Genomic DNA, 25033 nt, shown 5'->3' with positions numbered 1-25033 from the left:
GTGTGAGGTGTTGAGGCTCACGCACGGTCAGGAATGGCCGGTCATGATGGCATGGCGGCGCGGGACAGCCGTACCGCGGGCGGTCATCCTCAGTGACGGACGGTCAGCCGCGCGTGCAGCGAGCGGGCCGAGGTGTCCGTGAGTGAGGCGATCTGGTCGACGATCACACGTTTGCGGTCACGTGCGCCGGGTGCCGCTTCGAACAGCGCCCGGAACTGCGGGTCGAGCCCTTCGGGCGCGCGTGCCGTGAGCGCTTCGGCCAGCTCGGCGAGCACTTCGCGCTGGTCGATGCGGAGCCGCTCCTGCTCCGCCCGCTGCATCACATAGAGGTCGGCGACGGCCTTGAGGACGGCGCACTCCAGTCGCGCCCGGCGTGGAACGACCAGTTCCGCCGCGTATCTGGTGAGCGGCCCCGCGCCGTACGACTCCCGGGTCGCGCTCTCGGCGGCCAGGCAGAACCGGCCGATGAGCTGGCTGGTGGCGTCCTTCAGCCGGGCCTGCGCGACGGCGGTCCCGTCGTAGCCGTGCGGCCACCACTCCTGGGCGAGGAGGCCGTCGAGTGCGTCGGTGAGTTCGGCCGGATCGGTGTCGCCGGGTACGTAACGGCCGATGGCGACCGCCATGATGGCGTCCCGCTCGGGTCCGGAGGTCAGACAGCCGGGGTCGATGTGCCCGGCGTGCAGCCCGTCCTCGACATCGTGCACGGAGTACGCGACGTCGTCGGACCAGTCCATGACCTGGGCCTCGAAGCACTTGCGGTCGGCCGGGGCGCCGCGCCTGGCCCAGTCGAAGACGGGCAGGTCGTCCTCGTACACCCCGAATTTCACCGAGCCGGGCTCGGTGGGGTGTCCGCCGCGCGGCCATGGGTACTTGGTGGCCGCGTCGAGCGCGGCCCGGGTGAGGTTCAGTCCGACGCTGACCGGCTCGCCGGTGGCGTCCGACGGGACGAAACGCTTGGGTTCGATACGGGTGAGCAGGCGCAGCGACTGGGCGTTGCCCTCGAAGCCGCCGCAGTCCCCGGCGAAGTCGTTGAGCGCCAGTTCGCCGTTGTGGCCGAACGGCGGGTGGCCCAGGTCGTGGGCGAGGCAGGCGGTCTCGACGAGATCGGGGTCGCAGCCGAGCGCGGCGCCGAGTTCCCGGCCGACCTGGGCGCATTCCAGGGAGTGCGTGAGGCGGGTGCGCGGGCTGGAGTCCCAGATCTGGAACGCGGTCTCCCCCGCCCGGACGGCGCCGCCCGCCTGCGGGAGCGAGCCCGGTGTGACCACCTGGGTCTTGCCCGCGAGCCGGCGCAGCGCACCGGAGTGCAGCACGCGCGCGCGATCGCGCTGGAAGGCGGTGCGGCCCGGCCTCTTGTCCGGCTCGGTGTCCCAGCGTTCGCAGTCGGTCGGGGTGTACGCGGTGCCTTCCATGCTCCGACAGTACTGAGTCCCGGGCCCTGGACGCGGCCTCCGGGTCGCCGGGTCGCCGGACCGTCCGTATCGGAGGAACGTGGAACGGGAGAGGCCGACCAGAGCGGAGAGAACCGATGGCCAAGGTGACCGCGAACATGTCCATGTCGCTGGACGGGTTCGTCTCACACCCGTCCGACGGGGTCGATCAGCTGTTCCGGTGGTACGGGAACGGGGACGTCACGGTCAGGACCGCTGACCCGAACATGACCTTCCAGGTGTCGGAGGCCAGTGCCCAGCGGCTGAACCGCGGTCTTTCGGAGATCGGTGTGCTCGTCTACGGGAGGCGTACGTTCGACGACGCGGGCGGCTGGATCGGCGGGCATCCCCTGGGCAGGCCGGTGATCGTCGTCAGCCACAGCATCCCGGACGGCTGGCCCCGTGCGGACACCCCGCTGACCTTCGTCACCGACGGCGTCGAGAGCGCCATCGCGCAGGCCAGGGCGACAGCGGGCGGAAAGAAAGTCGTCATCGGCAGCGCCGACCTCACCCAGCAGTGCATCAACGCCGGGCTGCTGGACGAGCTGGATGTCGACCTGGTGCCGCTGCTGCTCGGTTCGGGCGTGCGTTTCCTCGACAACCTGCGGGAGGCGCCGCGCGCGCTGGAGGGGCCCACGGTGGTCGAGGGGAACGGCGTGACGCATCTGACGTACACCCTGAGGTGACGCCGGTGGGCGGCCCGAGCGAACCGGACCAGGCGGCCGGCTGAGCGAACCGGACGTCCCCCATTGCGCGTCCGACCTTCCGACACGTCCGGCGTCGGAAGGCCACCCACCCATGCGCAGACCCGCGTTGTCCCGCATACGACGGCTGCGGCCGAGCCTGCCGAAGAACCTGCGGCTGTCCGGTCTGCGCGTCCCCGGTCTGCGCGTTCCCGGTCTGCGGCTGCCGAGGGCCAGGCGCGGCCGGCGCCGCGCCGTGCAGGCCGTCATGCTCGGCTGTGTGCTGGCGCTCGCCCCTGCCACCTGGATGTTCGCCGTCGCGAGCGACCGGGTGCGGACGGCCGCCGACGTGCCCCCGGCCGATGTTGCCGTGGTCTTCGGCGCGGGTCTGTGGCAGGGCCGGCCGTCGCCGTACCTCGCGCACCGGCTCGACGCCGCCGCGGGTCTGTACCGGGCGGGCACGGTGAAGGTGGTGCTGGTCACCGGTGACAACAGCCGGACCGACTACGACGAGCCGGACGCGATGCGGGCCTATCTCGTACGGCACGGGGTGCCGGGCGCGAAGGTGGTCAGCGACTACGCGGGGTTCGACACCTGGGACTCGTGTGTGCGGGCCAGGAAGGTGTTCGGGGTCCACCGGGCCGTCCTGGTCAGCCAGGGGTTCCACATCCGCAGGGCCATCGCGCTGTGCCGGTCGGCCGGCATCGAGTCGTACGGCATCGGCACGTCCGACGCACACGACGTGACCTGGTACTACGGCAGTACCCGCGAGATCCTGGCGGCGGGGAAGGCGGCGCTCGACGCCGCCTTCAAGCCCGATCCGCACTTCCTCGGCCCCCGCGAGAAGGGCGTCGCGCGAGCGCTGGGCAACCACTGACGGCCGGGTATCCCGCGCCCGTCGAGAACACCCGCGCCCGCAGAGGACCGGCGCCCGTCAGCTTCCGTACGGGCGGACCTCCTTCGCGTCCCGCAGGGCCAGCCCCCACCAGGCGAGCTGGTCGAGCATGACCTTGGCCGCCCCGTCGGGGGCTTCGGGGTCCTTGTGGGTGCCGTCCTCGTCGAAGTGGCCCTGCGCGTGGTGGAAGCTCACCGTGTCCCGGACAGTGACCGCGTGCAGTTCGGCGAAGACCTGCCGCAGCTGCTCGACCGCGCGCAGCCCGCCGGAGATCCCGCCGTACGAGACGAACGCGACCGGTTTGGCCTGCCACTGGCTGTAGTGCCAGTCGATGAGGTTCTTGAGGGAGGCGGGGAAGGAGTGGTTGTACTCGGGGGTCAGGACAACGAAGGCGTCGGCCGACTCAAGCCTCGGGGTGACCTGGCCGAGCACCTCGCGCACTGCGGGCGACGGGTCGTAGGAGAGCGCGGTGGGCAGTTCGACGTCGGCGAGGTCGATCACCTCGACAGTGAGGTCGCCGCGGAGCCTGGCGCGGGAGAGGAACCAGTCGGCGACGGTGGGGCCGAAACGGCCGGTGCGGTTGCTGGCGATGACGACGGCCAGCTTCAGGGGATGCGTGGGCTGCGTGGTGATGTCCATGACCGCAGCGTCATACATCAACCATTGTTCAGGTCAAGCACGGTTGGTGGATGACGCGCATCCGTCCGGGAGAACCGGTCCGCGCACCCGGCCCTCCTCCGTACCGTGACCCCTATGCGGACAGACCCCACGCGGACAGCGCCCACGCACACGCAGGCAGAGCACACGCAGGCAGAGCACATGCAGACAGAGCCCCCGCAGACGGAGGCCACCCGGAAAGAGCCCCTGCACATCGAGGTCGACGGCCGGCCCGTCACCGACACCTCGCTCAGCACCCCCGCCTTCCTCAACTACGGCCATTTCACCGCCATGCAGGTCAGCGACTGCCGGGTACGCGGCCTCGCACTGCATCTCGCCAGGCTGGACTCGGCGACCCGCGAACTGTTCGGCGCGGGGCTCGACGGCGGGCACGTCTGCCGGCTGATCCGGCACGCGCTCGACGCTGCGGGCGTGCGGGACGCGTCGACGCGGGTGTACGTGCACTGGCCCGACGGGGACGACGCCGCCACCGTGATGGTCACCGTGCGTCCGCCCGCCGTGCCGTCAGGTGAACCACAGAGCCTGATGTCCGTCCCGTACCAACGGCCGGTCCCCCACATCAAGCACCTCGGCGGTTTCGGCCAGATCCACTACGGCAGGGCCGCTGTCCGCGCGGGCTTCGACGCCGCGCTGCTGACCGGTCCCGGCGGGGTGATCGCGGAGGGAGACGTCACCAACATCGCCTTCTGGGACGGCACTTCGGTGGTCTGGCCGGACGCGCCCGCGCTGACCGGGATCACCATGACACTGATCGAGCCGGGGCTGCCGTCGGTACGCCGCCGGGTGACCCTGGACGGCCTGGACGCGTACCGGTCGGCCTTCGTGACCAACTCGCGGGGCATCAGCCCGGTGCGCCGGATCGACTCCACGGACTTCGCGGTGGACGAAGAGCTGATGCGGCGGGTGGCGGAGGTCTATGCGTCAGCCCCCTGGGACGAGATCCCTGCGGCGCCGTAGCCGACGACCGTACGGGCGGCAGGCCGGGGCTGACCTGGTGGTCGGCGGAAGGCGGGGCGCGCGGCTGCCCGACCGCGGTCCCGGTCGTACGCTGGAATCATGACCAATGGCTGGAACGCGGGCGACATCCCCGATCAGAGCGGGCGCACGGCGGTGGTCACCGGGGCCAACAGCGGCCTCGGTCTCGTGACCGCACGTGAGCTGGCCAGGCGGGGCGCGCGCGTGATCCTCGCCTGCCGCAGCGAGACGCGCGGCAACGAGGCGGAAGCCCTGATCCGCGACGAAATCCCCGGCGCGGATGCCGAGTTCGTACCACTGGATCTCGCGGACCTGGCGTCCGTGAGGGAGTTCGCGTCCGCCGTCCGGGCCGAGCGCCTCGATCTGCTCATCAACAACGCGGGCGTCATGGCCCTGCCGTACGGCACGACCACCGACGGGTTCGAGACACAGTTCGGCGTGAACCACCTCGGGCACTTCGCCCTCACCGGGCTGCTCATCCCGAAACTGATGGCCACACCGGAAGCCCGCGTGGTGACGGTGTCCAGCGGGCTCCATGTCCTCGGCAACGTCGATATCAACGACCTCAACAGCGAGCGGAACTACCGTCGTTGGCTCGCCTACGGCCGATCCAAGACGGCGAATCTGCTCTTCGTCCACGAGCTGGCGCGGCGCCTGGCCGCCGTCGGGTCCGGCCTCGTCGTGGCCGCCGCGCATCCCGGTTACGCGGAGACCAACCTCCAGACGGCCGGGGTGAAGATGGAGGGCCGCAAGCGCGCGGAGCGGTGGGTGGAGCTCGGCAACCGCGTGTTCGCCCAGCCGGCCGAGGCCGGCGCGCTGCCCACGCTCTACGCGGCCACCGCACCCTGCGTCCTGCCCGATTCCTTCACCGGTCCGAAATTCCTGGGCTGGCGCGGCGCCCCCGGGCCGTCCCTGCGGATGAAGTGGACGACGAACGACGTGGCGAGCGAGCGGCTCTGGACAGCGTCCGAGCAGCTCACCGGGGTGACGTACCAGGGCCTGGACACCCTGGGCGCCCCGGAGCGCGGCACAGCCTGATGTGACCGGTCGTTCAGGGCTGACCCCGAACCTCACCTGCCGGGGTCAGCCGTGAATCGGTGGAACGGGTCAGCCCTGGACCGCGGCAGGGTCCATCCACATGACCTCCCAGATGTGGCCGTCCGGGTCCTGGAAGGAGCGCCCGTACATCGGCCCCTGCTCCTGGGGCTCGTTCGCGGGCGAGCCACCGGAGGCCAGCGCGGTGTCGACCAGCCGGTCGACGTCTTCCCTGCTCTCCGCGCTGAGACAGACCAGCACCTCGGTGGTTCTGGTCGCGTCGGCGATCTCCTTCTTGGTGAACTGCTTGAAGAACGGTTCCGTGATCAGCATCGTGTAGATCGTGTCGCTGATCACGACGCAGGCCGCGTTCTCATCGGTGAACTGCGGGTTGATCGTGTACCCCAGCGCGGTGAAGAAGGCCTTGGAGACCTCAAGGTCCTTGACCGGCAGATTGACGAAGATCATCTGAGGCATTGCGGGACTTCTCTCATCTCGGCCTGGTGGCCCGCCCAGCGGCGCGCCCTTCGGAGATACAGACGTCCGGCCGCCCGGAAACTCATCGGTCGTACGGAAACCCGTCCGAACCGGGCCGGGCCGACATCCCCGCGCAACCCCCCTGTCGCAATTCCGCACCATGGTTGATCGTTAGGGCGTACAACAACACCAGAGACTGAGGACCACACCAGCCGGAGCCAGGGGGACGCACCATGACCATCAGCCGCAGGCGACTGCTCGCCACCAGTGGCAGCCTCGCACTGACCGGGGCACTCGCCGCCGCGTGCGGGTCCAACACCGGCCGGGGCGACGACACTTCGGGTGGCGGTGGACCCACGCTCCAGCAGTGGTACCACCAGTACGGCGAGGCCGGGACCGAGCAGGCCGTGCGGCGGTACGCGGCCGCCTACCGCAAGGCGACCGTCAAGATCCAGTGGCGGCCCGGCAATTACGACCAGCAGACCGCCGCCGCGCTGCTGACCTCGTCGGGCCCCGATGTCTTCGAGGTGAACGGCCCGACCCTGGACCAGATCCAGGGCGGCCAGGTCACCGATCTGACCGACCTCTTCGACGGGGTGAAGGACGACTTCAACCAGGCGGTTCTCGCGCCGAAGACCTACGGCGGGAAGATCTGGGGCGTTCCGCAGACCGTCGACACCCAGCTCCTCTACTACCGCAAGAGCCTGCTCAAGGACGCGAACGTCCAGCCGCCCCGGACGCTCGACGAACTCGTGGACACGGCAAAGGCGTTGACGGACAAGAAGGTCAAGGGTCTATTCCTCGGCAACGACGGCGGAGCGGGCGTCCTCGGTGGCACTCCGCTCTACGCGGCCGGGCTCAGCCTCGTCACCGAGGACGGGAAGGCGGGCTTCGACGATCCGGCGGCGGCCCGCACCCTGGCCAAGTTCCACCGGCTGTACGCCGACAAGTCGCTGCTGCTCGGCGCCCCGGCCGACTGGTCCGACCCGTCGGCGTTCGTCCAGGGGCTCACCGCCATGCAGTGGTGCGGCCTGTGGGCCCTTCCGGCGGTCAAGAAGGCGCTGGGCGACGACTTCGGCGTTCTGCCCTTCCCCGAGGACGGCGCCGCCGGAAAGCCTTCGGTGCCGGTCGGCGCGTACAGCTCGGCGGTCAGCGCACGCAGCAAGCACCGCGTCGAGGCCAAGGCGTTCGCCAAGTGGCTGTGGATCGACCGGACCGCGTACCAGGAGGACTTCGCCCTCTCCTACGGCTTCCACATCCCGGCCCGGATCTCCCTCGCGAAGAAGGCGGCGAAGTTGCGGGAGGGGGCGGCGGCGGACGCGGTCAGGTACGCCACCGACAGCGGGTGGGCCCAGCCGCTGCTGTGGACACCCGCCTGCCAGGTCGCGTACCAGGACGCCCTCAACCGGATCATCAAGGACGGCGCCAACCCGGAGACCGAGGTCAAGGCGGTCGTCCGCAAGACCAACGGTGAGCTCCAGCGGGTACAGAAGAAGAAGTCGTGAGGGACCGGTGAGAAACCGCACGCTCTGGTTCTGGGTCTTCGTCGGGCCCTTCGCCGCCGGCCTCGCGCTCTTCACCTACGTACCGCTGCTGTGGAGTCTGTATCTGAGCTTCTTCGACGCCCACAACACGGTCTCCCCGACGCACTTCGTCGGCCTCGGCAACTACACGTCGATGCTGAGCGACGGCGCGTTCACCTCCAGCCTGTGGACGTTCGCGGTCTTCTCGCTGTTCATCGTCCCGGCGACCTATGTGCTCTCGCTCGCGCTGGCGCTGATGGTGAACCGGCTGCGGTTCGCGCAGTCCTTCTTCCGGTCGGTCTTCTTCCTCCCGGCGGCCTGCTCCTATGTGGTGGCCTCGATGATCTGGAAGCTCTCGGTCTTCAACGGGGTCCGGTTCGGGCTGGCGAACACCGTGCTGGGCTGGTTCGGCGCGGACCAGACCGCATGGCTCTCGACGACCCACCCGCCCTGGTACTGGCTGGTGATCGTGACCCTGCGGCTCTGGCTCCAGGCGGGGTTCTACATGGTGCTGTTCCTCGCCGGGCTCCAGCGGATCGCGCCGCAGCTGTACGAGGCGGCGGCCGTCGACGGTGCGCGCCCCGGCTGGCAGGTCTTCCGGCACATCACGTTCCCGCAGCTGCGGGCGACCTCGGTCGCCGTGGTCCTGCTGCTGGTGATCAACGCGTTCCAGGCGTTCGACGAGTTCTACAACCTGCTGAGCGACTCCCGTGGCTATCCGCCGTACGCGCGGCCACCGCTCGTGTACCTCTACTACACGGCCCTCGGACAGGGGCAGAACCTCGGTCTGGGCAGTGCGGGGGCGGTCATTCTCGCCCTGATCATCGCGGTGGTGACGATCGTCCAGGCCCGCTGGTTCGGGCTCGGCAGGAGGGAGGACTGACATGCCACGCGGCACCGGCGCACCCCGCCGTGACGACGCCCTGGTACGGGCCGGGCGCGCACTGCGCACCGTCCTGCTGATCGCGCTGGCGGCGCTCTTCCTCATCCCGTTCTATCTGCTGCTGCGGAACGGGCTGTCCACCGAGCAGGACATCACCTCACCTGCGTGGACGTTCTTCCCCGCCCACCTCCAGTGGTCGAACCTCCGCGAACTGTTCGACGACCCGGCGGTCCCGATGGCCCGCTCGCTGCTGAACTCGACGCTGATCGCGGTGGCCACCACACTCGGCACGGTCCTGCTGGCGTCACTCGCGGGGTACGGGCTGGCCCGCATCCCGTACCGCCACGCGAACAAGGTGTTCTACGCGATCCTGGGCACCCTGATGGTCCCGGCGGCGGTGACGTTCGTACCGAGCTTCGTGCTGGTCTCCACGCTCGGCTGGATCTCCACGCTGCGCGGCCTGATCATCCCGACGCTGTTCTCGGCGTTCGCGTGCTTCATCTTCCGTCAGTACTTCCTTGGCTTTCCGCAGGAACTGGAGGACGCGGCGAAGGTCGACGGCCTCGGCTACTGGCGTACGTACTGGCGCATCGTGGTCCCGAACTCCGCACCGGTCTTCGCGGCGGTCGGCACGATCGTCTTCATCGGCGCGTGGAACGCCTTCCTGTGGCCGCTGGTGATCGGCCAGGACAAGAACGCGTGGACGGTGCAGGTGGCCCTTTCGACCTTCACGACGGGCCAAGTGGTCAACATCCACGAGCTTTTCATCGCGGCGGCGGTGTCGATCGTGCCGCTACTGGTGGTGTTCCTGCTGCTGCAACGGCACATCGTGGCGGGGGTGGAGCGGTCGGGGATCGACGACTGAGGGGCGGTCCTGCCCCCTCCGCCGGGGGGGCAGCACCACCCACGGTTCGGGTTCAGGTACACCCGTACTCACCCGGCAGCCCCATCGTTCAACGGCCGGCGTCCGACAAGACTGAAGGCGTTCACCAGAACCCGCCGAAAGCCGGTAACAAGCCGGTCGGCGCACGGTACTTACCCTTCAGGAGCCAGCTCATGAGTGCACGCACGACACCGCGTCGCCGTACGGCAGTGTTCGCGACAGCGGCCCTGGCCACGGTCGTGACGGGGGCCCTCGTGGCCTGCGGGAACTCCACCGCTTCCGCCGCGGACGCACCGGCCAGGTCGAGCCGGCCGTCGGCCACCGCTACCGCGGGTTCTTCACTCCACATGATTTCGAACAACGGCCACAAGCTGGCCTTCCATGTCACGCCCGGCCACCTTCCGGCCATCGTCCTGGACGCAGGCGGGGGCCTGGACTCGTCGCAGTGGCAGAAGATCGCTCCTGCCCTGGCCAAGAAGACCGGATCCGAGATCATCACTTATGACCGCTCCGGAATCGGGCAGAGTGACGAGGTCGTCGGCGCCTGGAACCCGCAGAACGCCGCTTCCGACCTGGAGGCCGGCCTCACCAAGCTGGGCGCCACCCATGACGTGGTTCTCGTCTCGCACTCCCAGGCGGGCGAGGTCGCCACGTACTTCGCGAAGAAGCACCCGAAATGGGTCTCGGGCGCCGTCCTCGTCGACGCCAGCCTGCCGAATTTCTACACGGACAGCGAAACAGCGAGGATCGAGGCCGCGAACCAGGCACAGGTGGCGCAACTCGACGGCCAGGTCTCGACGAAGGAAATCCGCCAGCTGCTGGCCACGGCGGACAACTACGGCCCGATGCACCACGCTTACCACCAGATCTCCTGGCCGCAGAGTGTCCCAGCGACGGTGATCGCGTCAGCGAAGACGCCCTTCGACACCCCCGCGGACGCACAGCTGTGGCGGGACGCCCAGACCCGGTTCGCGAAGGCCGCGTCCAACCGGAGCCTTGTCGTCGCGAAGGGAAGCTCGCACGACATTCCGGCTGACCGTCCGGACGTCGTCATCAAGGCGGTCGCAGCCATGGCGAAGGCGCACGGCTGACATCGCTCCGTCCCGTCGGCCGATCACACCTTTTCACCGTGGGGTGCGGAGGCGGCGGCCGGAGTAGCGGGCCGGAAGTTAGGGTGTCTGGGCGTAGACACCCCAGGGAGATACCGGAGAACGCGCGATGCCCCAGACAGCCCGCCAGATCGCTGACGACCTGCGGGCACGCATCAGCTCCGGGGAGTTCGGGGCCGGCGCCCGGCTGCCCGGTGAGCCTGCGCTTGTCCAGCAGTACGGTGTGGCCAAGATGACCGCCGGCGGAGCGCTGAAGCTGCTGATCAGCGAGGGCATCGCCTACGCGCGCCCCGGATCCGGTACCTACGTAAGGGACTTCCAGCCGATCCGCCGCATCGCGGACCAGAGGCTGTCCCGCCCCGGCTGGACCTCGGGGCAGTCGGTCTGGGCGGCCGAGACGGCCGGTCGCACGGCAGAGGTCCGCGACATCGAGGTGTACGAGACTCGCGCGCCGCGATGGGTCTCCCAGGCCCTGGACCTGGCCGACGACACGGCGGTGCTGGTGCGCAGCCGCCGGTATTTCGTGGACGAGAAGCCCGTCCAGCTCGCCACGTCCTACCTTCCGGCCGAGCTCGTAAGGGAGACCCGGATCGCGCAACCGGACCCCGGCCCCGGCGGAACGTACGCCCGGCTGGCCGAGCTCGGGGCGGCGCCCGCCGGGTTCACCGAGGAACTGCGTGCACGAATGCCCAGCCCGGAGGAAGCCGAGCAACTGGCGCTGCTCACCGGCACACCGGTCGTCGACATCTGCCGCACCGCCCGGGACGCCGCCCGCCGGCCGGTGGAACTGAACCGGATGCTGCTGGACGCCGGGTCGTACGTGCTCCAGTACGACTTCGACAGCTGAATCGCACACAGAGCCGACCGAACCCCACTCCCTGCGGGCCATCACGGAGAAATCCCGTCCTCCCTAGGGAATTCCGGAGTGAAATCTCCCTAGGGAGACACACGTCTCTCTTCGTCCCGACGCAGGGAGAACTCCGCATGTCAGAAACCCCTCTCGGCGCCGCCCGGGCTTCCAGCCTCCGGCTGCTCCCCTGGGCAGGCCCGGAAGGAAGGCCGTGCTATCTGTCGACCGACGGAAGAGGACCTGTGGCCCGGCTCGCCGACAACATGGAGGCGGTCCAGCTGGGCATGGGCACTCAACTCCTCGGCCACGCACGTTCTCTTGTCGCCGAACAGGGCGCGTCCGCCGACGAGTTCCGCTACCTGGCCGCCCGGCTGACCGAATCGCTCCGCGATGTTCTCCGAGTCGCGGAGAGCCGGGGCCGGAGGCTCCGCGCCTGCGGAGAGGAGGCCGCCGAGGCCGACTGCGACGACCTCTGAGACGCACCCACCCCGCCCCCGCACGCCAGGAGGGACGGCATCCCCGCACGGGTGCCGCCCCTCCGTCCGGTGCACCGGAGCCGCCGGCGGGGTCGGTGAGGGTCGGGGTGAACCCGACGGCGGCTCCGGGGGTCTGTCAGCGGCTGTCGCTGCCGTCCGACTGGGCTGCTGCCCGGCCGGCTTCGAGCCTGGCCACCGGGATGCGGAACGGGGAGCACGAGACGTAGTCCAGGCCCACCTGGTGGAAGAAGTGCACCGACTCCGGGTCGCCGCCGTGTTCGCCGCAGACGCCCAGTTTGAGGTCGGGGCGGGTCGCGCGGCCCGCTTCGCAGGCGCTGCGGACCAGGGAGCCGACCCCGTCCCGGTCGATCGTCTCGAACGGGGAGACCCCGAAGATGCCCTTCTCCAGGTACGCGGTGAAGAACGAGGCCTCCACGTCGTCGCGGGAGAAGCCCCAGACCGTCTGGGTGAGGTCGTTCGTGCCGAACGAGAAGAACTGCGCGGCCTCGGCGATCTGGCCCGCCGTCAGCGCGGCACGCGGCAGTTCGATCATGGTGCCGATGGTCAGTATCAGCTCCGTGCCCGTGGCGGCCTCCACCTCCGCGATGACGCGGTCGGCCTCCTCGCGGACGATCTCCAGTTCCTGGACGGTGCCCACCAGCGGGATCATGATCTCCGCGCGCGGGTCGCCCTTGGCGGCCTTGCGGGCTGCCGCCGCCTCGGCGATGGCCCGTACCTGCATGGCGAACAGGCCCGGGATGACCAGTCCGAGACGCACCCCGCGCAGCCCCAGCATCGGGTTCTGCTCGTGGAGCTTGTGCACCGCCTGGAGGAGGCGCAGGTCGTTCTCGTTGGAGTCCTTGCGGGACTCGGCGAGTGCGACGCGCACCGAGAGTTCGGTGATGTCCGGGAGGAACTCGTGCAGCGGCGGGTCCAGCAGGCGGACCGTGACGGGGAGTCCGTCCATCGCCTCGAACAGCTCGATGAAGTCCTTCTTCTGGAGCGGCAGCAGCGCACCGAGCGCCTTCTCGCGCTCGTCGTCCGTGTCGGCCAGGATCAGCCGCTCGACCAGCTCGCGGCGCTCGCCGAGGAACATGTGCTCGGTACGGCAGAGCCCGATGCCCTGGGCGCCGAACCGCCGGGCGCGCAGGGCGTCCTCGGCGTTGTCCGCGTTGGCCCGCACCCGCAGCCGGCGGCGCCGGTCCGCGTACGCCATGATCCGGTGGACGGCCTCGACCAGTTCGTCCGCGTCGTCGGCGCCCGCGTGCATCCGGCCCTCGAAGTACTCGACGACCGGAGACGGTACGACCGGCACCTCGCCCGCGTACACCTTGCCGGACGAGCCGTCGATCGAGACGACGTCGCCCTCCTCGATGACCACGCCGTTCGGCGCGGTCAGCCGGCGGCGCTTGGTGTCGACCTCGATCTCCTCGGCGCCGCAGACACAGGTCTTGCCCATGCCGCGTGCCACGACGGCCGCGTGCGAGGTCTTGCCGCCGCGCGAGGTGAGGATGCCCTCGGCGGCGATCATGCCGTCGAGGTCGTCCGGGTTGGTCTCGCGGCGGATCAGGATGACCTTCTCGCCCGAACGCGACCACTTGATCGCGGTGTACGAGTCGAAGACCGCCTTGCCGACCGCCGCGCCCGGCGATGCCGCGATGCCCCGCCCGATCCTGTCGACCTTCGCGGTGTCGTCGAAGCGCGGGAACATCAGCTGCGCGAGCTGCGCGCCGTTCACCCGCTGGAGCGCCTCGGCCTCATCGATGAGCCCCTGGTCGACGAGCTGGGTGGCGATCCGGAACGCGGCGCCCGCGGTGCGCTTGCCGACGCGGGTCTGGAGCATCCACAACTGGCCGCGCTCAATGGTGAATTCGATGTCGCAGAGATCCTTGTAGTGGGTCTCCAGAGTCTCCATGATCTGCATGAGCTGGTCGTACGACTTCTTGTCGATCTTCTCCAGATCGGCGAGGGCAACGGTGTTGCGGATGCCCGCGACGACGTCCTCGCCCTGCGCGTTCTGCAGGTAGTCGCCGTAGACGCCCTGGTGCCCGCTGGCCGGGTCGCGGGTGAAGGCGACGCCCGTACCGGAGTCGGGGCCGAGGTTGCCGAAGACCATCGAACAGATGTTGACCGCGGTGCCGAGGTCGCCGGGGATGCGTTCCTGGCGCCGGTAGAGCTTGGCCCGGTCGGTGTTCCACGACTCGAAGACGGCCCTTATGGCGAGGTCCATCTGCTCGCGCGGGTCCTGCGGGAAGTCCCGCCCCGCGGCGTGCTTGACGATCTTCTTGAAGCGGGTGACCAGCTTCTTCAGGTCGGCCGCTTCGAGATCGGTGTCGACACTGACCTTCTTGGCCTTCTTCGCGGCCTCCAGGGCCTCCTCGAAGAGTTCGCCGTCGACATCGAGGACGGTCTTGCCGAACATCTGGATGAGGCGGCGGTAGGAGTCCCAGGCGAAGCGCTCGTCGCCGGACTGCTTCGTGAGACCGACCACGGACTTGTCCGAGAGGCCGATGTTCAGAACGGTGTCCATCATGCCCGGCATGGAGAACTTGGCGCCCGAACGGACCGAGACAAGAAGCGGGTTGTCGGCCTGGCCGAGCTTCTTGCCCATCGTCTTCTCCAGGGCGGCGAGGTGCGCACTGACCTCGTCGCGGAGTTCGACGGGCTCGTCGCCGCTGCCGAGGTAGGTCTTGCACGCCTCGGTGGTGATGGTGAAGCCCGGAGGGACGGGCAGACCGAGGTTGGTCATCTCGGCGAGGTTCGCACCCTTCCCGCCGAGCAGGTCCTTGAGGTTGCGGTTGCCTTCGGTGAAGTCATAAACGAACTTCTGCGGCGCTTGCGCCTGAGTTACGTGGGGTTCTGCGTTCTTCGATTCCGGCACGGGACTCGACTCCTCGCGGACTGGCTGCCCTGACGGCGAGGAACATACCCAGATCGAAGGCTCCTGGGTACGTCCACCTGGTCGTCGTACGGCCGTAACCACTCGTCTGCCAGCAGATCGAAAGCGATCGGGAGAGCGGGGTCCATTACCCTATTCGTTCAACTCTTGAAGGCATCGCAGCTGTATGTGACGGCGCGATTGCAATTTTGACCACACTTGGCGATATCGGGTTCACAGCAGGAACGGTTGGCGACTGGCACCCAGTGCCAGCCTTTGAGAAGTACAGCCCAGGTTTAATCGCTCATCTGAGCAACCCTGCGATCAGAGGTGGCGAGAATCACGCCATCCGTCTGGCGCGGAGGCCACTATTCGGACCTTTGTGGTTCGCCAGCCGGACAGACATCTACGCATAGCGGTGCAGCGTGCACTCAGTGCCGCGTCCGTGCGGGGCGGGTGGCCCCGGATTCGCCCTCTCTCCTGCGGAAAAGCCTCCGCCCCCCGCCCCTGCTCTTATGAGCGGAGGGCGAGGGGCGGAAAAGGCGGCGGCGGGAGGGCGATACGTTTCGGGCCGTTCTCAGCCGCCCGACGTGTCGAGTTCGGCCTCCGCGCTCACGCCCGAGCAGTCGTACGGGTCCTTCAGCCAGCCGTCGGGGAGGACGACCCGGTTGTTGCCCGACGTCCGCCCGCGCGGCCCGTCCGCGCCGTCCGGCCACGGCTGGTCCAGGTTCAGCTCGTGCAGCTGGCTGCCCAGCTCGTCCAGCGACGAGGTGACCGCGAGCCGCTTGCGCATCTCCGAGCCGACCGAGAATCCCTTCAGGTACCAGGCCACGTGCTTGCGGAAGTCGATCACGCCACGGGTCTCGTCGCCGATCCACTCCCCCAGCAGCGTCGCGTGCCGCAGCATGACCGCCGCGACCTCGCGCAGCGTCGGCGCCTGCCGGGTCGGCGTTCCCTCGAAGCCGCTCACCAGGTCGGCGAAGAGCCAGGGCCGGCCCAGGCAGCCGCGCCCCACGACCACGCCGTCGCAGCCGGTCTCGCGCATCATGCGCAGCGCGTCGTCCGCGCACCAGATGTCGCCGTTGCCGAGGACGGGGATCTCCGGGACGTGCTCCTTGAGCCGGGCGATGGCGTCCCAGTCGGCGGTCCCGCCGTAGTGCTGGGCGGCGGTCCTGCCGTGCAGGGCGACGGCCGTGACGCCCTCGTCGACCGCGATCCGGCCCGCGTCGAGATAGGTGAGGTGGTCGTCGTTGATGCCCTTGCGCATCTTGATGGTGACCGGGACGGCACCCGCGTTGGAGACCGCCTCGTTCAGGATCGCGCGCAGCAGCGGGCGCTTGAACGGGAGCGCCGAGCCGCCGCCCTTGCGGGTGACCTTGGGGACCGGGCAGCCGAAGTTCAGGTCGATGTGGTCCGCCAGGTCCTCGTCCACGATCATGCGGACGGCCTTGCCGACCGTGACCGGATCCACTCCGTACAGCTGGATCGAGCGCGGCGTCTCGGTCTTGTCGAAATGGATCAGCTGCATGGTCTTGGCGTTGCGCTCCACCAGCGCCCGCGTCGTGATCATCTCGCTGACGAACAGGCCCTTCCCGCCGCTGAATTCACGGCAGAGTGTGCGGAAGGGGGCGTTGGTGATACCCGCCATGGGGGCGAGAACGACGGGCGGCTGCACGGAGTGCGGGCCGATGGAGAGCGTGGTCATGCACCCATTGTCGCGTACCGCTTGTCGTGTACAGCTTGACGTGTACACCGTGACACATCTGCCTGCCGCGTACACCGAAGTCGTTAGTTAGCCGTACTATTCATACATGCCCGAGCTCAACCACCGCCGGCGGATGCTGGTGCTCGCGATCTGCTGCATGAGCCTGCTGATCGTCAGCCTCGACAACACCGTCCTGAACGTCGCCCTCCCCTCGATGCAGAAGGAGCTGCACGCATCGGTCTCCGGACTCCAGTGGACGATCGACGCATACACCCTGGTCCTGGCCTCGCTGCTGATGCTCGCGGGCTCGACGGCCGACCGGATAGGCCGCCGCAGAGTCTTCAAGGCGGGCCTGGTGATCTTCACCCTCGGCTCGGCGCTCTGCTCGGTCGCCCCCAACCTGGAGTCGCTGGTCGTCTTCCGGATGATGCAGGCGGTCGGCGGCTCGATGCTCAACCCGGTCGCGATGTCGATCATCACCAACACCTTCACCGAGTCGCGCGAACGCGCCCGCGCCATCGGCGTCTGGGGCGGCGTCGTCGGGATCTCGATGGCGGCCGGCCCGATCGTCGGGGGCCTGCTGGTGGATTCGGTGGGCTGGCGCTCGATCTTCTGGATCAATCTGCCGGTGGGACTGGCCGCTCTGCTCCTCACCTGGCGTTACGTACCGGAGTCGCGGGCTCCGAAGGGCCGCAGGCCGGACCCGGTGGGCCAGCTGTTCGTCATCGCGCTGCTGGGCTCGGTGACGTACGCGATCATCGAGGCGCCGTCGGCCGGGTGGACGTCACCGCTGATCCTGTCCTTCACGGGGGTGGCCCTGCTGGCCCTGGTGGGACTCTTGCTGTACGAGCCGAGGCGCCCCGAACCACTGATCGACCTGCGCTTCTTCCGCAGCGCGCCGTTCAGCGGGGCCACCGTCATCGCGGTCTGCGGCTTCGCCGCGCTCGGTGGCTTCCTCTTCCTGAACACGCTCTATCTCCAGGACGTCCGCGGCCTCTCCGCCCTGCACGCCGGCCTCTACATGCTGCCGATGGCGGTGCTGACCCTGGTCTGCGCGCCGCTGTCGGGACGGCTGGTGGGCAACCGCGGGCCACGGCTCTCGCTGCTGATCGCCGGGGTGACGATGGCGCTGAGCGGACTGGTCTTCGCGGTTCTCGACGCCGAGACGAACACGGCGCTGCTCTTCACCGGCTACGTACTGTTCGGGATCGGCTTCGGCATGGTGAACGCTCCGATCACCAACACCGCGGTCTCCGGGATGCCCCGTGCGCAGGCCGGGGTGGCGGCGGCCGTCGCGTCGACCAGCCGGCAGATCGGATCGACGCTGGGTGTCGCCGTGATCGGGGCCGTGCTGGCCTCGGGCGTGAGCGGCGCGGCGCACACCGAGGGCTTCGCCGGAGCCAGCCGCACCGCCTGGTGGATCATCACCGCGTGCGGTCTCGCCGTCCTGGTCTTCGGGCTGCTGACCAGCGGGAAGTGGGCGCAGCGTTCGGCCCGGCGGACCGCGGAGCGGCTGAACGCCCCCGAGACGGCTCAGACGGTCGCGGACGCCAACGCGTAGCGCGCGCTCCGGTCGGTCACAGGAACGGGCTGCCTCAGACGGTCGCGGACGCCAACGCGTAGAGCCGCTCCAGCCGTTCGCGGGACTCGGCGTTGGCCGGTACGTAGGTCACCATGCGTGGACCGGCCGCGGGGCCGAGCCAGAGGTCGGTGTGGTCCATGAGCAGCGGCCCGACGTGCCGGTTGTGGAAACGCTTGGTCCTGCTGCCGGGGCCGACGATCTCGTGCCGGGCCCAGATCTCGCGGAACTCCGGCGAAGCCGTCTCCAGCCGCTTGAGCAGCGCCTTCCAGGCGGGCTCCGCCAGATGCCCGGCCATCGACGCACGGAACTTGGCGGCCATCACCCGGCACATGGCGTCGAGGTCGACGACCGACGACCGCCAGTCCTCGTTCGTGTACGAGAGCAGCATGCAGTTGCGGTCCTCGGGGGCTACGGCGTCGAGGTCGCAGAGCAGCCGACCGTACGTGCGGTTGTACCCGAGGATGTCGTAACGGCTGTTCTGGATGCAGGCCGGGACCGGGTCCAGCTGCTCGATCAGCGCCGAGAGCGCCGGCGTGATGGAGGGGCAGACCGCGCCGGGCGACGGGTCGACCGCACCGGCCAGCGAGAAGAGGTGCGCGCGTTCGTGCAGGTCGAGCAGGAGCGTGCGGGCGATGGCGTCCAGGACCTGCGGGGAGACCGTGATGTCGCGCGCCTGCTCCAGCCACGTGTACCAGGTGACGCCCACCGCGGAGAGCTGGGCGACCTCCTCGCGGCGCAGCCCCGGTGTCCGGCGCCGGGCGCCGCGCGGCAGGCCCGCCTGCTCGGGCGTGATGCGCTCACGGCGGCTGCGCAGGAAGTCGGCGAGTTCGTGCCTGCGTACGTCGGTCTCCGGCGCGACTGTGGTCATGGAACCAGAGTGCAGCACCCGGCAGCCCATTGCCAGGTACTCCTTGTACCAGGATAAGGAGACTCTGGTACCAGGCTGAGCGACGGAGCATTCTCGTCTCCGTGAGCAATACGACAGGCACGACAGTCAAGACAACAGGCCCGACAGGCCAGACAGTACGGACTCCATCCACCGTCCCCGGCGCCGTCCAGCGGCACGACCACCCCACCCCGGTGCTCGGCACGCTGGGGCTGTTCACGGTCCTGATCGGGGCGGCGTTGCCGCTGATCGACTTCTTCATCGTCAATGTCGCCCTGCCGACCATCGACCACGACCTGGCCGCGGGCCCCGCGATGCTGGAACTCGTCGTCGCCGGATACGGCGTCGCCTACGCGGTGCTGCTCGTGCTCGGCGGCCGGCTCGGGGACATGGCAGGGCGACGCAGGCTCTTCCTGCTCGGTATGACCGCGTTCGGTCTCACCTCGCTGGCCTGCGGTCTCTCGCCCAATGCCTGGACGCTGGTCGGCGCGCGGGTGGCGCAGGGCGCCTCGTCGGCGCTGATGCTCCCGCAGGTGCTCGCCACCATCCAGGCGACCACGGCGGGGCCGCGGCGGGCGAAGGCGATGGGGCTCTACGGAGCCACGGCCGGGCTCTCGATGGTCGCCGGGCAGATCCTCGGCGGTGTCCTGGTGGCCGCCGACGTGGCGGGCACCGGCTGGCGGTCGATCTTCCTCGTCAACGTGCCGGTGGCACTCCTCGGCCTGGTGCTGGCGGTCCGCTCCGTACCGGAGACCCGGTCGGAGAAGCCCGCGCCCGTCGACGTACCCGGCACCCTGCTGCTCGCGCTCTCGCTGGTGACGCTCCTCGCGCCACTGACCGAGGGCCGGGCCGCCGGGTGGCCGCTGTGGACCTGGATCTCGCTGGGGGTCTTCCCGTTCGCGGCGGCGGCGTTCTACCTGACCGAGCGGGCGGCCGACCGCAGGGGCGAGGTGCCGCTGGTGCCGCCGAGCCTGCTGCGGCTCGACTCGCTGCGGCGCGGGCTCACGCTGGTGGTGCCGTTCTCGATCGGTTTCGGCGGATTCATGTTCGTCATCGCGGTCGCGCTCCAGCAGGGGCTGCGGATGGGTCCGGTCACGGCGGGATTCACGCTCGTACCGCTGGCGGCGGCATTCTTCGCCGCGTCGCTTGCGGGCCCCCGGCTGGTCGGCAGGTACGCGAGCCGGGTCGTGACGGCCGGCGCTGTGATCCAGGCCGTCGGCGTCACGGTGATCGCGGCGACCGTGTGGTGGGACTGGTCCGGGCTCGGCATCGCGGCCCTCGCACCCGGTATGGCGCTTGCCGGGTTCGGCCAGGGACTCCAACTGCCGGTGCTGTTCCGCATCGTGCTCTCCGACGTACCGGCGGAGCGGGCCGGGGTCGGCGGCGGCATGATGACCACGACGCAGCAGGCGTCGCTCGCGCTGGGGGTGGCCACGCTCGGCACACTCTTCCTGTCGCTGAGCACGTCGCTGGGGATGCGGGAGGCGCTGGCGGTGACGCTGCTGCTACAGCTGGCCACGGTCGCCGTGACGGCGCTGCTCAGCCTGCGGCTGCCACGCACGGTGCGGTAGCCGGGGGGTGTGGCCGGTGCGGACATGACGGTGGGCCCGGGTCGTCGAGACGATCCGGGCCCACCGTGCTGTGCTGTGAGTTGTTGCCCTGCCGGGTTGTACCGCGCTGTGGCGCCCCGGTGGGTCAGCTCTCGGCGTCGGGGGTTCCGGCAGCTCCGGCCCCCTCGGCCCGCTCGCGCATCTTCTGGAGCAGTTCCTGCTTCTGGTCAGCGGCTGACCTGCGGTCCTCGGCGCCTGCGGCGGCCGAGCTCTGTGCCCCGGAGCGGGGCATCTTCTTGCGCTGCCCGCCGACGCCAAGAAGGTTGTTGCGACTCTTTGCCATGCCGGTCACAGTACCGGGCACTCCCCAGGGGGGTGCACCGGTTTTCCGGCCGGAGGCGAACTCAGGCTGAGGCGTACACGATCAACCGTTCCCCGGGGATGCGCGCAATGAATCGCCGCAGATGCACAAGGAACCTGCATTACGGGCCACTACGCACGCCTCGTAGTGTTCTGCCCTGTACGTGGAGCGGTGGAGACCCCCGGCTCGGCGGTCCCCTCCTGCTGTGCGCCGGGACGCGCACCCGTGGGCGGCGCCGTCCGCGCGGGTTCCCGCCTCCGGAGCAGGCAGCGATGAAGGAGCCTCACCGTGGCACGACCTGACGCAGCGCCGATCACCCGGGACCGGGCAGGTCCGGGCCCCGGTCCCAGGTCCGGCGGTGGTGGCATCGGCTCCGGGCTGATGCGCCGCAAGCCCGTCGAGCGGCTGATCGCCGAGGGCGGGCAGGGTGAGGGCGGGCAGCTCAGGCGCTCGCTGGGCATGTGGCAGCTGACCATGATCAGCATCGGGGCCACCCTCGGCACCGGCATCTTCGTGGTACTCGGCGAGGCGGTCCCCAAGGCCGGGCCCGCCGTCGTGATCTCCTTCGTGATCGCCGGACTCACCGCCCTCTTCTCCGCGCTCTCGTACGCGGAACTGGCGGGCACCATCCCGGTCGCCGGCTCCTCGTACTCGTACACCTACGCCACGATGGGCGAGTTCATCGCCTGGATCTGCGGCTGGTGCCTGATGCTGGAGTACGGCGTGTCCGTGGCGGCCGTGGCCGTCGGCTGGGGCCAGTACCTCAACGAGTTCCTGGACGGCACGATCGGGGTGACGATCCCCACCGCCCTGTCCGCACCGCCCGGGGACGGCGGCATCGTCAACATCCCCGCACTGCTCGTCGTCCTGCTGGCCATGGCCTTCCTGCTGGGCGGCGCCAAGGAGAGCGCCCGCGCCAACACGATCATGGTGGTCGTGAAGATCGCCTCGCTGATCCTGTTCTGCGTGGTGGCCGCGTCGGGCATCAAGGCGGGCAACTACAAGCCCTTCATGCCGCTCGGCATGACCGGTGTCAGCGCGGCCGGCGCCAGCCTCTTCTTCTCGTACATCGGCTTCGACGCCGCCTCCACGGCCGGCGAGGAGGCCCGCAACCCCAAGCGCGACATGCCGCGCGCGATCATGCTCTCGCTGCTGATCGTCACCGCGCTGTACTGCCTGGTGGCCCTGATGGCCGTCGGTGCCATGCCGTGGCAGCACTTCCACAACGCTGACGCCGCCCTCGCCCAGATCATGCGGGACGTCACCGGCCAGAGCTTCTGGGCCGTACTCCTCGCCGCCGGGGCGGTCATCGCCATCGCCAGCGTGGTGCTGACCGTGCTCTACGGGCAGACCCGCATCCTGTTCTCCATGGCCCGCGACGGCCTGGTGCCCAAGGTGTTCGCCAAGGTCGGCCCGCGGACCGGCGCCCCCGTCGCCAACACGGTGATCGTCTCGCTGTTCTGCGGCATCCTCGCGGCGGTCGTCCCGCTCGGCGAGCTGGCCAACGCCACCAGCATCGGGACGCTCTTCGCGTTCGCGCTGGTGAACGTGGCTGTCATCGTGCTCCGCCGGACCAGGCCCGACATGCCGCGGAACTTCCGGGTGGCGTTCTCGCCGGTGACGCCTGCCATCGGTTTCGCGCTGTGTCTGTGGATGATGACCAGCCTCGGCGCCAGTACGTGGGTGTGGTTCGGTATCTGGATGGCCGCCGGGCTCGTGCTGTACTTCGGCTACGGGATGCGCCGCTCCCAGCTCGCCCGCGAAGAAGTGACCGCCCGAGAAGAAGTGTGATCCACCCGCCTTGCGACTGAACGATCTTGACGAACGCATCGTCCACGCCCTCGCGGAGGACGCCCGCCGCTCCTACGCCGACATCGGCACCCGGGTCGGCCTGTCCGCGCCCGCCGTCAAACGCAGAGTCGACCGGCTGCTCGCATCCGGCGCCATCACCGGCTTCACCGTGCGGGTGGACCCCGCGGCGCTGGGCTGGGAGACGGAGGCGTTCGTCGAGATCCACTGCCGGCACAACACCTCCCCTGAGGACATCCGGCGCGGTATGGCGCGGTACCCGGAGGTGGCGTCCGCATCGACCGTCACCGGTGACGCGGACGCGGTCATCCAGATCTACGCCGAGGACGTACGCCACTTCGAGCGGGTACTGGAGCGCATCGCGGGCGAGCCGTTCGTCGAACGCACCAAGTCCGTGCTCGTGCTCTCCCCGCTCGTACGCCGGTTCACCTCGGGCTCACCCGCGTAGCGCCGCAGCTGCCGTCGCGCTTCCCCGGACTCCCCGGGCCATGACATCCCCCCGGCCATGACAGGGCGACCCTGACACGGCGACTATGGCATGACGACTGACAGATGTTGAAAACTGTCAGTCGTCATGCCATAGTCGCCGTGCACCGAACTTCTGTCAGCTTCTGTTCCGGCGAAGGAGCACCCTCATGGCCACCACTCCCGTCCCCGCCCGCACCCTGGGCACCGCAGGACCGCTGACCTCCGTCCTCGGCCTCGGCTGCATGGGCATGTCCGCGCTGTACGGCACCGCCGACCGCGCCGAGTCGATCGCGACCATCCACGCCGCCCTCGACGCCGGGGTCACCCTGCTCGACACCGGCGACTTCTACGGCATGGGCCACAACGAACTGCTGATCGGCGAAGCCCTGCGCAGCGCCCCCACCGCCCACCGCGAACAGGCCCTCACCAGCGTCAAGTTCGGCGCTCTGCGGACCGTCGAAGGGGGCTTCACCGGCTACGACGGCCGCCCGAACGCCGTCAAGAACTTCGCCGCGTACTCGCTCCAGCGGCTCGGCACCGACCACATCGACATCTACCGGATCGCCCGCGTCGACCCGGACGTGCCGATCGAGGAGACCGTCGGCGCCATCGCCGAGCTGATCGAAGCGGGCCATGTGCGGTATGTGGGCCTCTCCGAAGTGGGCGCCGACACCATCCGCAGGGCCGCCGCCACCGCGCCGATCACGGATCTCCAGATCGAGTACTCACTGATCTCCCGGGGCATCGAGGCGGAGATCCTGCCCACCACCCGTGAGCTGGGCATCGGCATCACCGCGTACGGGGTGCTCTCCCGCGGTCTGATCAGCGGCCACTTCACCCATGACCGCGAGCTGGCACCCGGAGACTTCCGGAGCATGAGCCCCCGCTTCCAGGGCGAGAACCTCCGGCACAACCTCGGTCTGGTCGACGCGTTGCGGAAGATCGCCGACCAGAAGGGCGTTTCCGTCGCGCAGACCGCCATCGCCTGGGTCTCGGCACGCGGCGAGGACATCGTCCCGCTGATCGGCGCCCGGACCCGCGACCGGCTGACCGAGGCCCTGGGTTCCCTCGATGTCACGCTCGACGCCGCGGACATCGCCGCCATCGAGGAGGCCGTCCCGGCCGGATCCGCGGCGGGCGACCGCTACCCGGCCGCCCAGATGGCCCACCTGGACAGCGAGCGCTGAGTCCCCGGTACGGTCGGTAGCGCTCCACCCCCGCCCCGGCCCCCACTCCCCGCACGGCAGCGCGTCCTCCGGAAGACAGCGCGGCACCGAAAGGCAGCGCAGACGCGATGACGCCCGAAGCCCTGACACCCGAGCGCATTCTTGAGGCGACCGAGGACGTGCTGCGCCGCTACGGCCCGGCCAAGGCCACGGTGGTCGACGTGGCACGGGTGCTCGGGGTCAGCCACGGCAGCGTCTACCGCCACTTCCGCACCAAGGCGGCACTGCGCGAGGCTGTCACCGAGCGCTGGCTGCACAGGTCGGAGGCCGAGCTGGCCCGGTTCGCCGACGACCGGGAAGGCTCCGCGACCGCCCGGCTGACGAACTGGCTCACGGCCCTCTTCGCGGCCAAGCGCCGCAAGGCGGGCGGCGACCCCGAGCTGTTCGCCACCTTCGGGGTACTGACCGGGGAGAGCAGCGGAGTGGTGGAGAGCCATATCGGGGCGCTCGTCGGGCAGCTCGCCCGGATCATCGAGGACGGCTGCGCCCAGGGCGAGTTCGCCCCGGTCGAGGTGGACTTCCCGACGACGGCCCGCGCGGTCTTCGATGCGACCGGCCGCTTCCATGACCCGGTGTACGCGGCGGAGTGGAGCCGCCCAGGCATCGACGGTGACTTCACCGCCGTCCAGAATCTGCTGCTGGGCGGCCTCCGGGCCCGCTGACACCCTCACCGG

Annotated in this window: 23 protein-coding genes; 16 read left to right on the top strand and 7 right to left on the bottom strand. The window is 69.6% G+C overall.

The features are described 5' to 3' along the window. Window positions 1–89: 89 nt before the first annotated feature. Complete coding sequence (locus tag OG385_RS23175; protein WP_266857264.1) at window positions 90–1409, bottom strand: deoxyguanosinetriphosphate triphosphohydrolase; 1320 nt, start codon at window positions 1407–1409, stop codon at window positions 90–92. Between the two features lie 116 nt (window positions 1410–1525). On the opposite strand from OG385_RS23175, the gene OG385_RS23170 reads away from it, so the two are divergent. Both OG385_RS23170 and OG385_RS23165 read left to right on the top strand, forming a co-directional pair. Continuing rightward, window positions 1526–2113 (top strand): dihydrofolate reductase family protein, encoded by a 588-nt coding sequence (locus OG385_RS23170; RefSeq protein ID WP_266857262.1) that lies wholly within the window; start codon window positions 1526–1528, stop codon window positions 2111–2113. A 184-nt stretch (window positions 2114–2297) separates the two neighbouring features. After that, on the top strand, window positions 2298–2987 hold the full coding sequence (locus OG385_RS23165; protein WP_266861100.1) for a vancomycin high temperature exclusion protein: 690 nt from the start codon (window positions 2298–2300) through the stop codon (window positions 2985–2987). Window positions 2988–3044: 57 nt separating this feature from the next. Here OG385_RS23165 and OG385_RS23160 read toward each other — a convergent pair whose 3' ends face one another. After that, on the bottom strand, window positions 3045–3644 hold the full coding sequence (locus OG385_RS23160; RefSeq protein ID WP_266857261.1) for an NADPH-dependent FMN reductase: 600 nt from the start codon (window positions 3642–3644) through the stop codon (window positions 3045–3047). Between the two features lie 180 nt (window positions 3645–3824). On the opposite strand from OG385_RS23160, the gene OG385_RS23155 reads away from it, so the two are divergent. After that, window positions 3825–4640: an aminotransferase class IV gene (locus tag OG385_RS23155; protein WP_266857259.1), complete on the top strand. Its 816-nt coding sequence runs from the start codon at window positions 3825–3827 to the stop codon at window positions 4638–4640. A 99-nt stretch (window positions 4641–4739) separates the two neighbouring features. Further along, complete coding sequence (locus OG385_RS23150) at window positions 4740–5696, top strand: oxidoreductase (protein ID WP_266857257.1); 957 nt, start codon at window positions 4740–4742, stop codon at window positions 5694–5696. A 69-nt stretch (window positions 5697–5765) separates the two neighbouring features. Here the strand turns inward: OG385_RS23150 and OG385_RS23145 are convergent, their stop codons facing one another. Beyond that, window positions 5766–6170, bottom strand: coding sequence for a VOC family protein (locus OG385_RS23145; protein ID WP_266857255.1), 405 nt, complete (start codon window positions 6168–6170; stop codon window positions 5766–5768). 233 nt (window positions 6171–6403) lie between these two features. On the opposite strand from OG385_RS23145, the gene OG385_RS23140 reads away from it, so the two are divergent. The 6 genes from OG385_RS23140 (at window position 6404) to OG385_RS23115 (ending at window position 11894) form a co-directional block, all read left to right on the top strand. Further along, window positions 6404–7675, top strand: a complete 1272-nt coding sequence (locus OG385_RS23140; RefSeq protein WP_266857253.1) for an ABC transporter substrate-binding protein — start codon at window positions 6404–6406, stop codon at window positions 7673–7675. Further along, entirely contained in the window at window positions 7641–8576 is a 936-nt protein-coding gene (locus tag OG385_RS23135) for a carbohydrate ABC transporter permease (protein WP_266857251.1), read from the top strand. Before OG385_RS23140 ends, OG385_RS23135 begins: the two co-directional genes overlap by 35 nt. Before the next feature lies 1 nt (window position 8577). Then, the gene (locus tag OG385_RS23130; protein WP_266857249.1) at window positions 8578–9441 is read left to right on the top strand and encodes a carbohydrate ABC transporter permease; all 864 of its coding nucleotides are present in this window, start codon (window positions 8578–8580) and stop codon (window positions 9439–9441) included. Between the two features lie 191 nt (window positions 9442–9632). Then, window positions 9633–10550: an alpha/beta fold hydrolase gene (locus OG385_RS23125; RefSeq protein WP_266857248.1), complete on the top strand. Its 918-nt coding sequence runs from the start codon at window positions 9633–9635 to the stop codon at window positions 10548–10550. 127 nt (window positions 10551–10677) lie between these two features. Continuing rightward, window positions 10678–11415 carry a GntR family transcriptional regulator gene (locus OG385_RS23120; protein WP_266857246.1) on the top strand — a complete coding sequence of 246 codons (738 nt, stop codon included), beginning with the start codon at window positions 10678–10680 and terminating at the stop codon, window positions 11413–11415. A gap of 137 nt (window positions 11416–11552) precedes the next feature. Continuing rightward, window positions 11553–11894 (top strand): hypothetical protein, encoded by a 342-nt coding sequence (locus OG385_RS23115; protein ID WP_266857244.1) that lies wholly within the window; start codon window positions 11553–11555, stop codon window positions 11892–11894. A 136-nt stretch (window positions 11895–12030) separates the two neighbouring features. Here OG385_RS23115 and ppdK read toward each other — a convergent pair whose 3' ends face one another. Further along, window positions 12031–14775, bottom strand: a complete 2745-nt coding sequence (ppdK, locus tag OG385_RS23110) for a pyruvate, phosphate dikinase (RefSeq protein ID WP_266857242.1) — start codon at window positions 14773–14775, stop codon at window positions 12031–12033. Between the two features lie 574 nt (window positions 14776–15349). Further along, complete coding sequence (dusB, locus tag OG385_RS23105) at window positions 15350–16477, bottom strand: tRNA dihydrouridine synthase DusB (protein ID WP_266857240.1); 1128 nt, start codon at window positions 16475–16477, stop codon at window positions 15350–15352. A 106-nt stretch (window positions 16478–16583) separates the two neighbouring features. On the opposite strand from dusB, the gene OG385_RS23100 reads away from it, so the two are divergent. Next, entirely contained in the window at window positions 16584–18038 is a 1455-nt protein-coding gene (locus tag OG385_RS23100; RefSeq protein ID WP_266857238.1) for an MFS transporter, read from the top strand. A 34-nt stretch (window positions 18039–18072) separates the two neighbouring features. On the opposite strand, the gene OG385_RS23095 is transcribed toward OG385_RS23100, so the two are convergent. Continuing rightward, entirely contained in the window at window positions 18073–18927 is an 855-nt protein-coding gene (locus OG385_RS23095) for a helix-turn-helix transcriptional regulator (RefSeq protein WP_266857236.1), read from the bottom strand. Between the two features lie 212 nt (window positions 18928–19139). Between OG385_RS23095 and OG385_RS23090 the strand changes: the two genes are divergently transcribed. Next, on the top strand, window positions 19140–20516 hold the full coding sequence (locus OG385_RS23090) for an MFS transporter (protein ID WP_266861099.1): 1377 nt from the start codon (window positions 19140–19142) through the stop codon (window positions 20514–20516). Window positions 20517–20640: 124 nt separating this feature from the next. Here OG385_RS23090 and OG385_RS23085 read toward each other — a convergent pair whose 3' ends face one another. After that, window positions 20641–20838: a DUF6243 family protein gene (locus OG385_RS23085; RefSeq protein WP_266857234.1), complete on the bottom strand. Its 198-nt coding sequence runs from the start codon at window positions 20836–20838 to the stop codon at window positions 20641–20643. Window positions 20839–21168: 330 nt separating this feature from the next. Here OG385_RS23085 and OG385_RS23080 point away from each other — a divergent pair, with 330 nt between their 5' ends. The 4 genes from OG385_RS23080 (at window position 21169) to OG385_RS23065 (ending at window position 25021) form a co-directional block, all read left to right on the top strand. Continuing rightward, window positions 21169–22647 (top strand): amino acid permease, encoded by a 1479-nt coding sequence (locus OG385_RS23080; protein ID WP_266861098.1) that lies wholly within the window; start codon window positions 21169–21171, stop codon window positions 22645–22647. Between the two features lie 10 nt (window positions 22648–22657). Next, a complete protein-coding gene (locus tag OG385_RS23075) occupies window positions 22658–23113 on the top strand; it encodes an Lrp/AsnC family transcriptional regulator (protein WP_266857232.1) in 456 nt (151 codons plus the stop codon). Between the two features lie 187 nt (window positions 23114–23300). Then, window positions 23301–24320, top strand: a complete 1020-nt coding sequence (locus tag OG385_RS23070) for an aldo/keto reductase (protein WP_266857230.1) — start codon at window positions 23301–23303, stop codon at window positions 24318–24320. Window positions 24321–24427: 107 nt separating this feature from the next. Next, window positions 24428–25021, top strand: a complete 594-nt coding sequence (locus OG385_RS23065; protein WP_266857228.1) for a TetR/AcrR family transcriptional regulator — start codon at window positions 24428–24430, stop codon at window positions 25019–25021. Window positions 25022–25033: the final 12 nt, after the last annotated feature.

The sequence above is a fragment of the Streptomyces sp. NBC_01306 genome (assembly GCF_026340465.1).
Taxonomy (GTDB): domain Bacteria; phylum Actinomycetota; class Actinomycetes; order Streptomycetales; family Streptomycetaceae; genus Streptomyces.
Note: the sequence above shows the minus strand (reverse complement) of the source record. Positions and strands in the feature narration are given on the sequence as shown.

Excerpts from the sequence above, each read along its gene's own strand:
- OG385_RS23095 (WP_266857236.1), bottom strand. The coding sequence starts at position 18,927 with ATGACCACAGTCGCGCCGGAGACCGACGTACGCAGGCACGAACTCGCC.
- OG385_RS23065 (WP_266857228.1), top strand. The coding sequence starts at position 24,428 with ATGACGCCCGAAGCCCTGACACCCGAGCGCATTCTTGAGGCGACCGAG.
- OG385_RS23100 (WP_266857238.1), top strand. The coding sequence starts at position 16,584 with ATGCCCGAGCTCAACCACCGCCGGCGGATGCTGGTGCTCGCGATCTGC.
- OG385_RS23085 (WP_266857234.1), bottom strand. The coding sequence starts at position 20,838 with ATGGCAAAGAGTCGCAACAACCTTCTTGGCGTCGGCGGGCAGCGCAAG.
- OG385_RS23170 (WP_266857262.1), top strand. The coding sequence starts at position 1,526 with ATGGCCAAGGTGACCGCGAACATGTCCATGTCGCTGGACGGGTTCGTC.
- OG385_RS23115 (WP_266857244.1), top strand. The coding sequence starts at position 11,553 with ATGTCAGAAACCCCTCTCGGCGCCGCCCGGGCTTCCAGCCTCCGGCTG.
- OG385_RS23070 (WP_266857230.1), top strand. The coding sequence starts at position 23,301 with ATGGCCACCACTCCCGTCCCCGCCCGCACCCTGGGCACCGCAGGACCG.
- OG385_RS23145 (WP_266857255.1), bottom strand. The coding sequence starts at position 6,170 with ATGCCTCAGATGATCTTCGTCAATCTGCCGGTCAAGGACCTTGAGGTC.
- OG385_RS23130 (WP_266857249.1), top strand. The coding sequence starts at position 8,578 with ATGCCACGCGGCACCGGCGCACCCCGCCGTGACGACGCCCTGGTACGG.
- OG385_RS23175 (WP_266857264.1), bottom strand. The coding sequence starts at position 1,409 with ATGGAAGGCACCGCGTACACCCCGACCGACTGCGAACGCTGGGACACC.
- OG385_RS23150 (WP_266857257.1), top strand. The coding sequence starts at position 4,740 with ATGACCAATGGCTGGAACGCGGGCGACATCCCCGATCAGAGCGGGCGC.
- OG385_RS23155 (WP_266857259.1), top strand. The coding sequence starts at position 3,825 with ATGCAGACAGAGCCCCCGCAGACGGAGGCCACCCGGAAAGAGCCCCTG.
- OG385_RS23120 (WP_266857246.1), top strand. The coding sequence starts at position 10,678 with ATGCCCCAGACAGCCCGCCAGATCGCTGACGACCTGCGGGCACGCATC.
- OG385_RS23160 (WP_266857261.1), bottom strand. The coding sequence starts at position 3,644 with ATGGACATCACCACGCAGCCCACGCATCCCCTGAAGCTGGCCGTCGTC.
- OG385_RS23125 (WP_266857248.1), top strand. The coding sequence starts at position 9,633 with ATGAGTGCACGCACGACACCGCGTCGCCGTACGGCAGTGTTCGCGACA.
- OG385_RS23140 (WP_266857253.1), top strand. The coding sequence starts at position 6,404 with ATGACCATCAGCCGCAGGCGACTGCTCGCCACCAGTGGCAGCCTCGCA.
- dusB (WP_266857240.1), bottom strand. The coding sequence starts at position 16,477 with ATGACCACGCTCTCCATCGGCCCGCACTCCGTGCAGCCGCCCGTCGTT.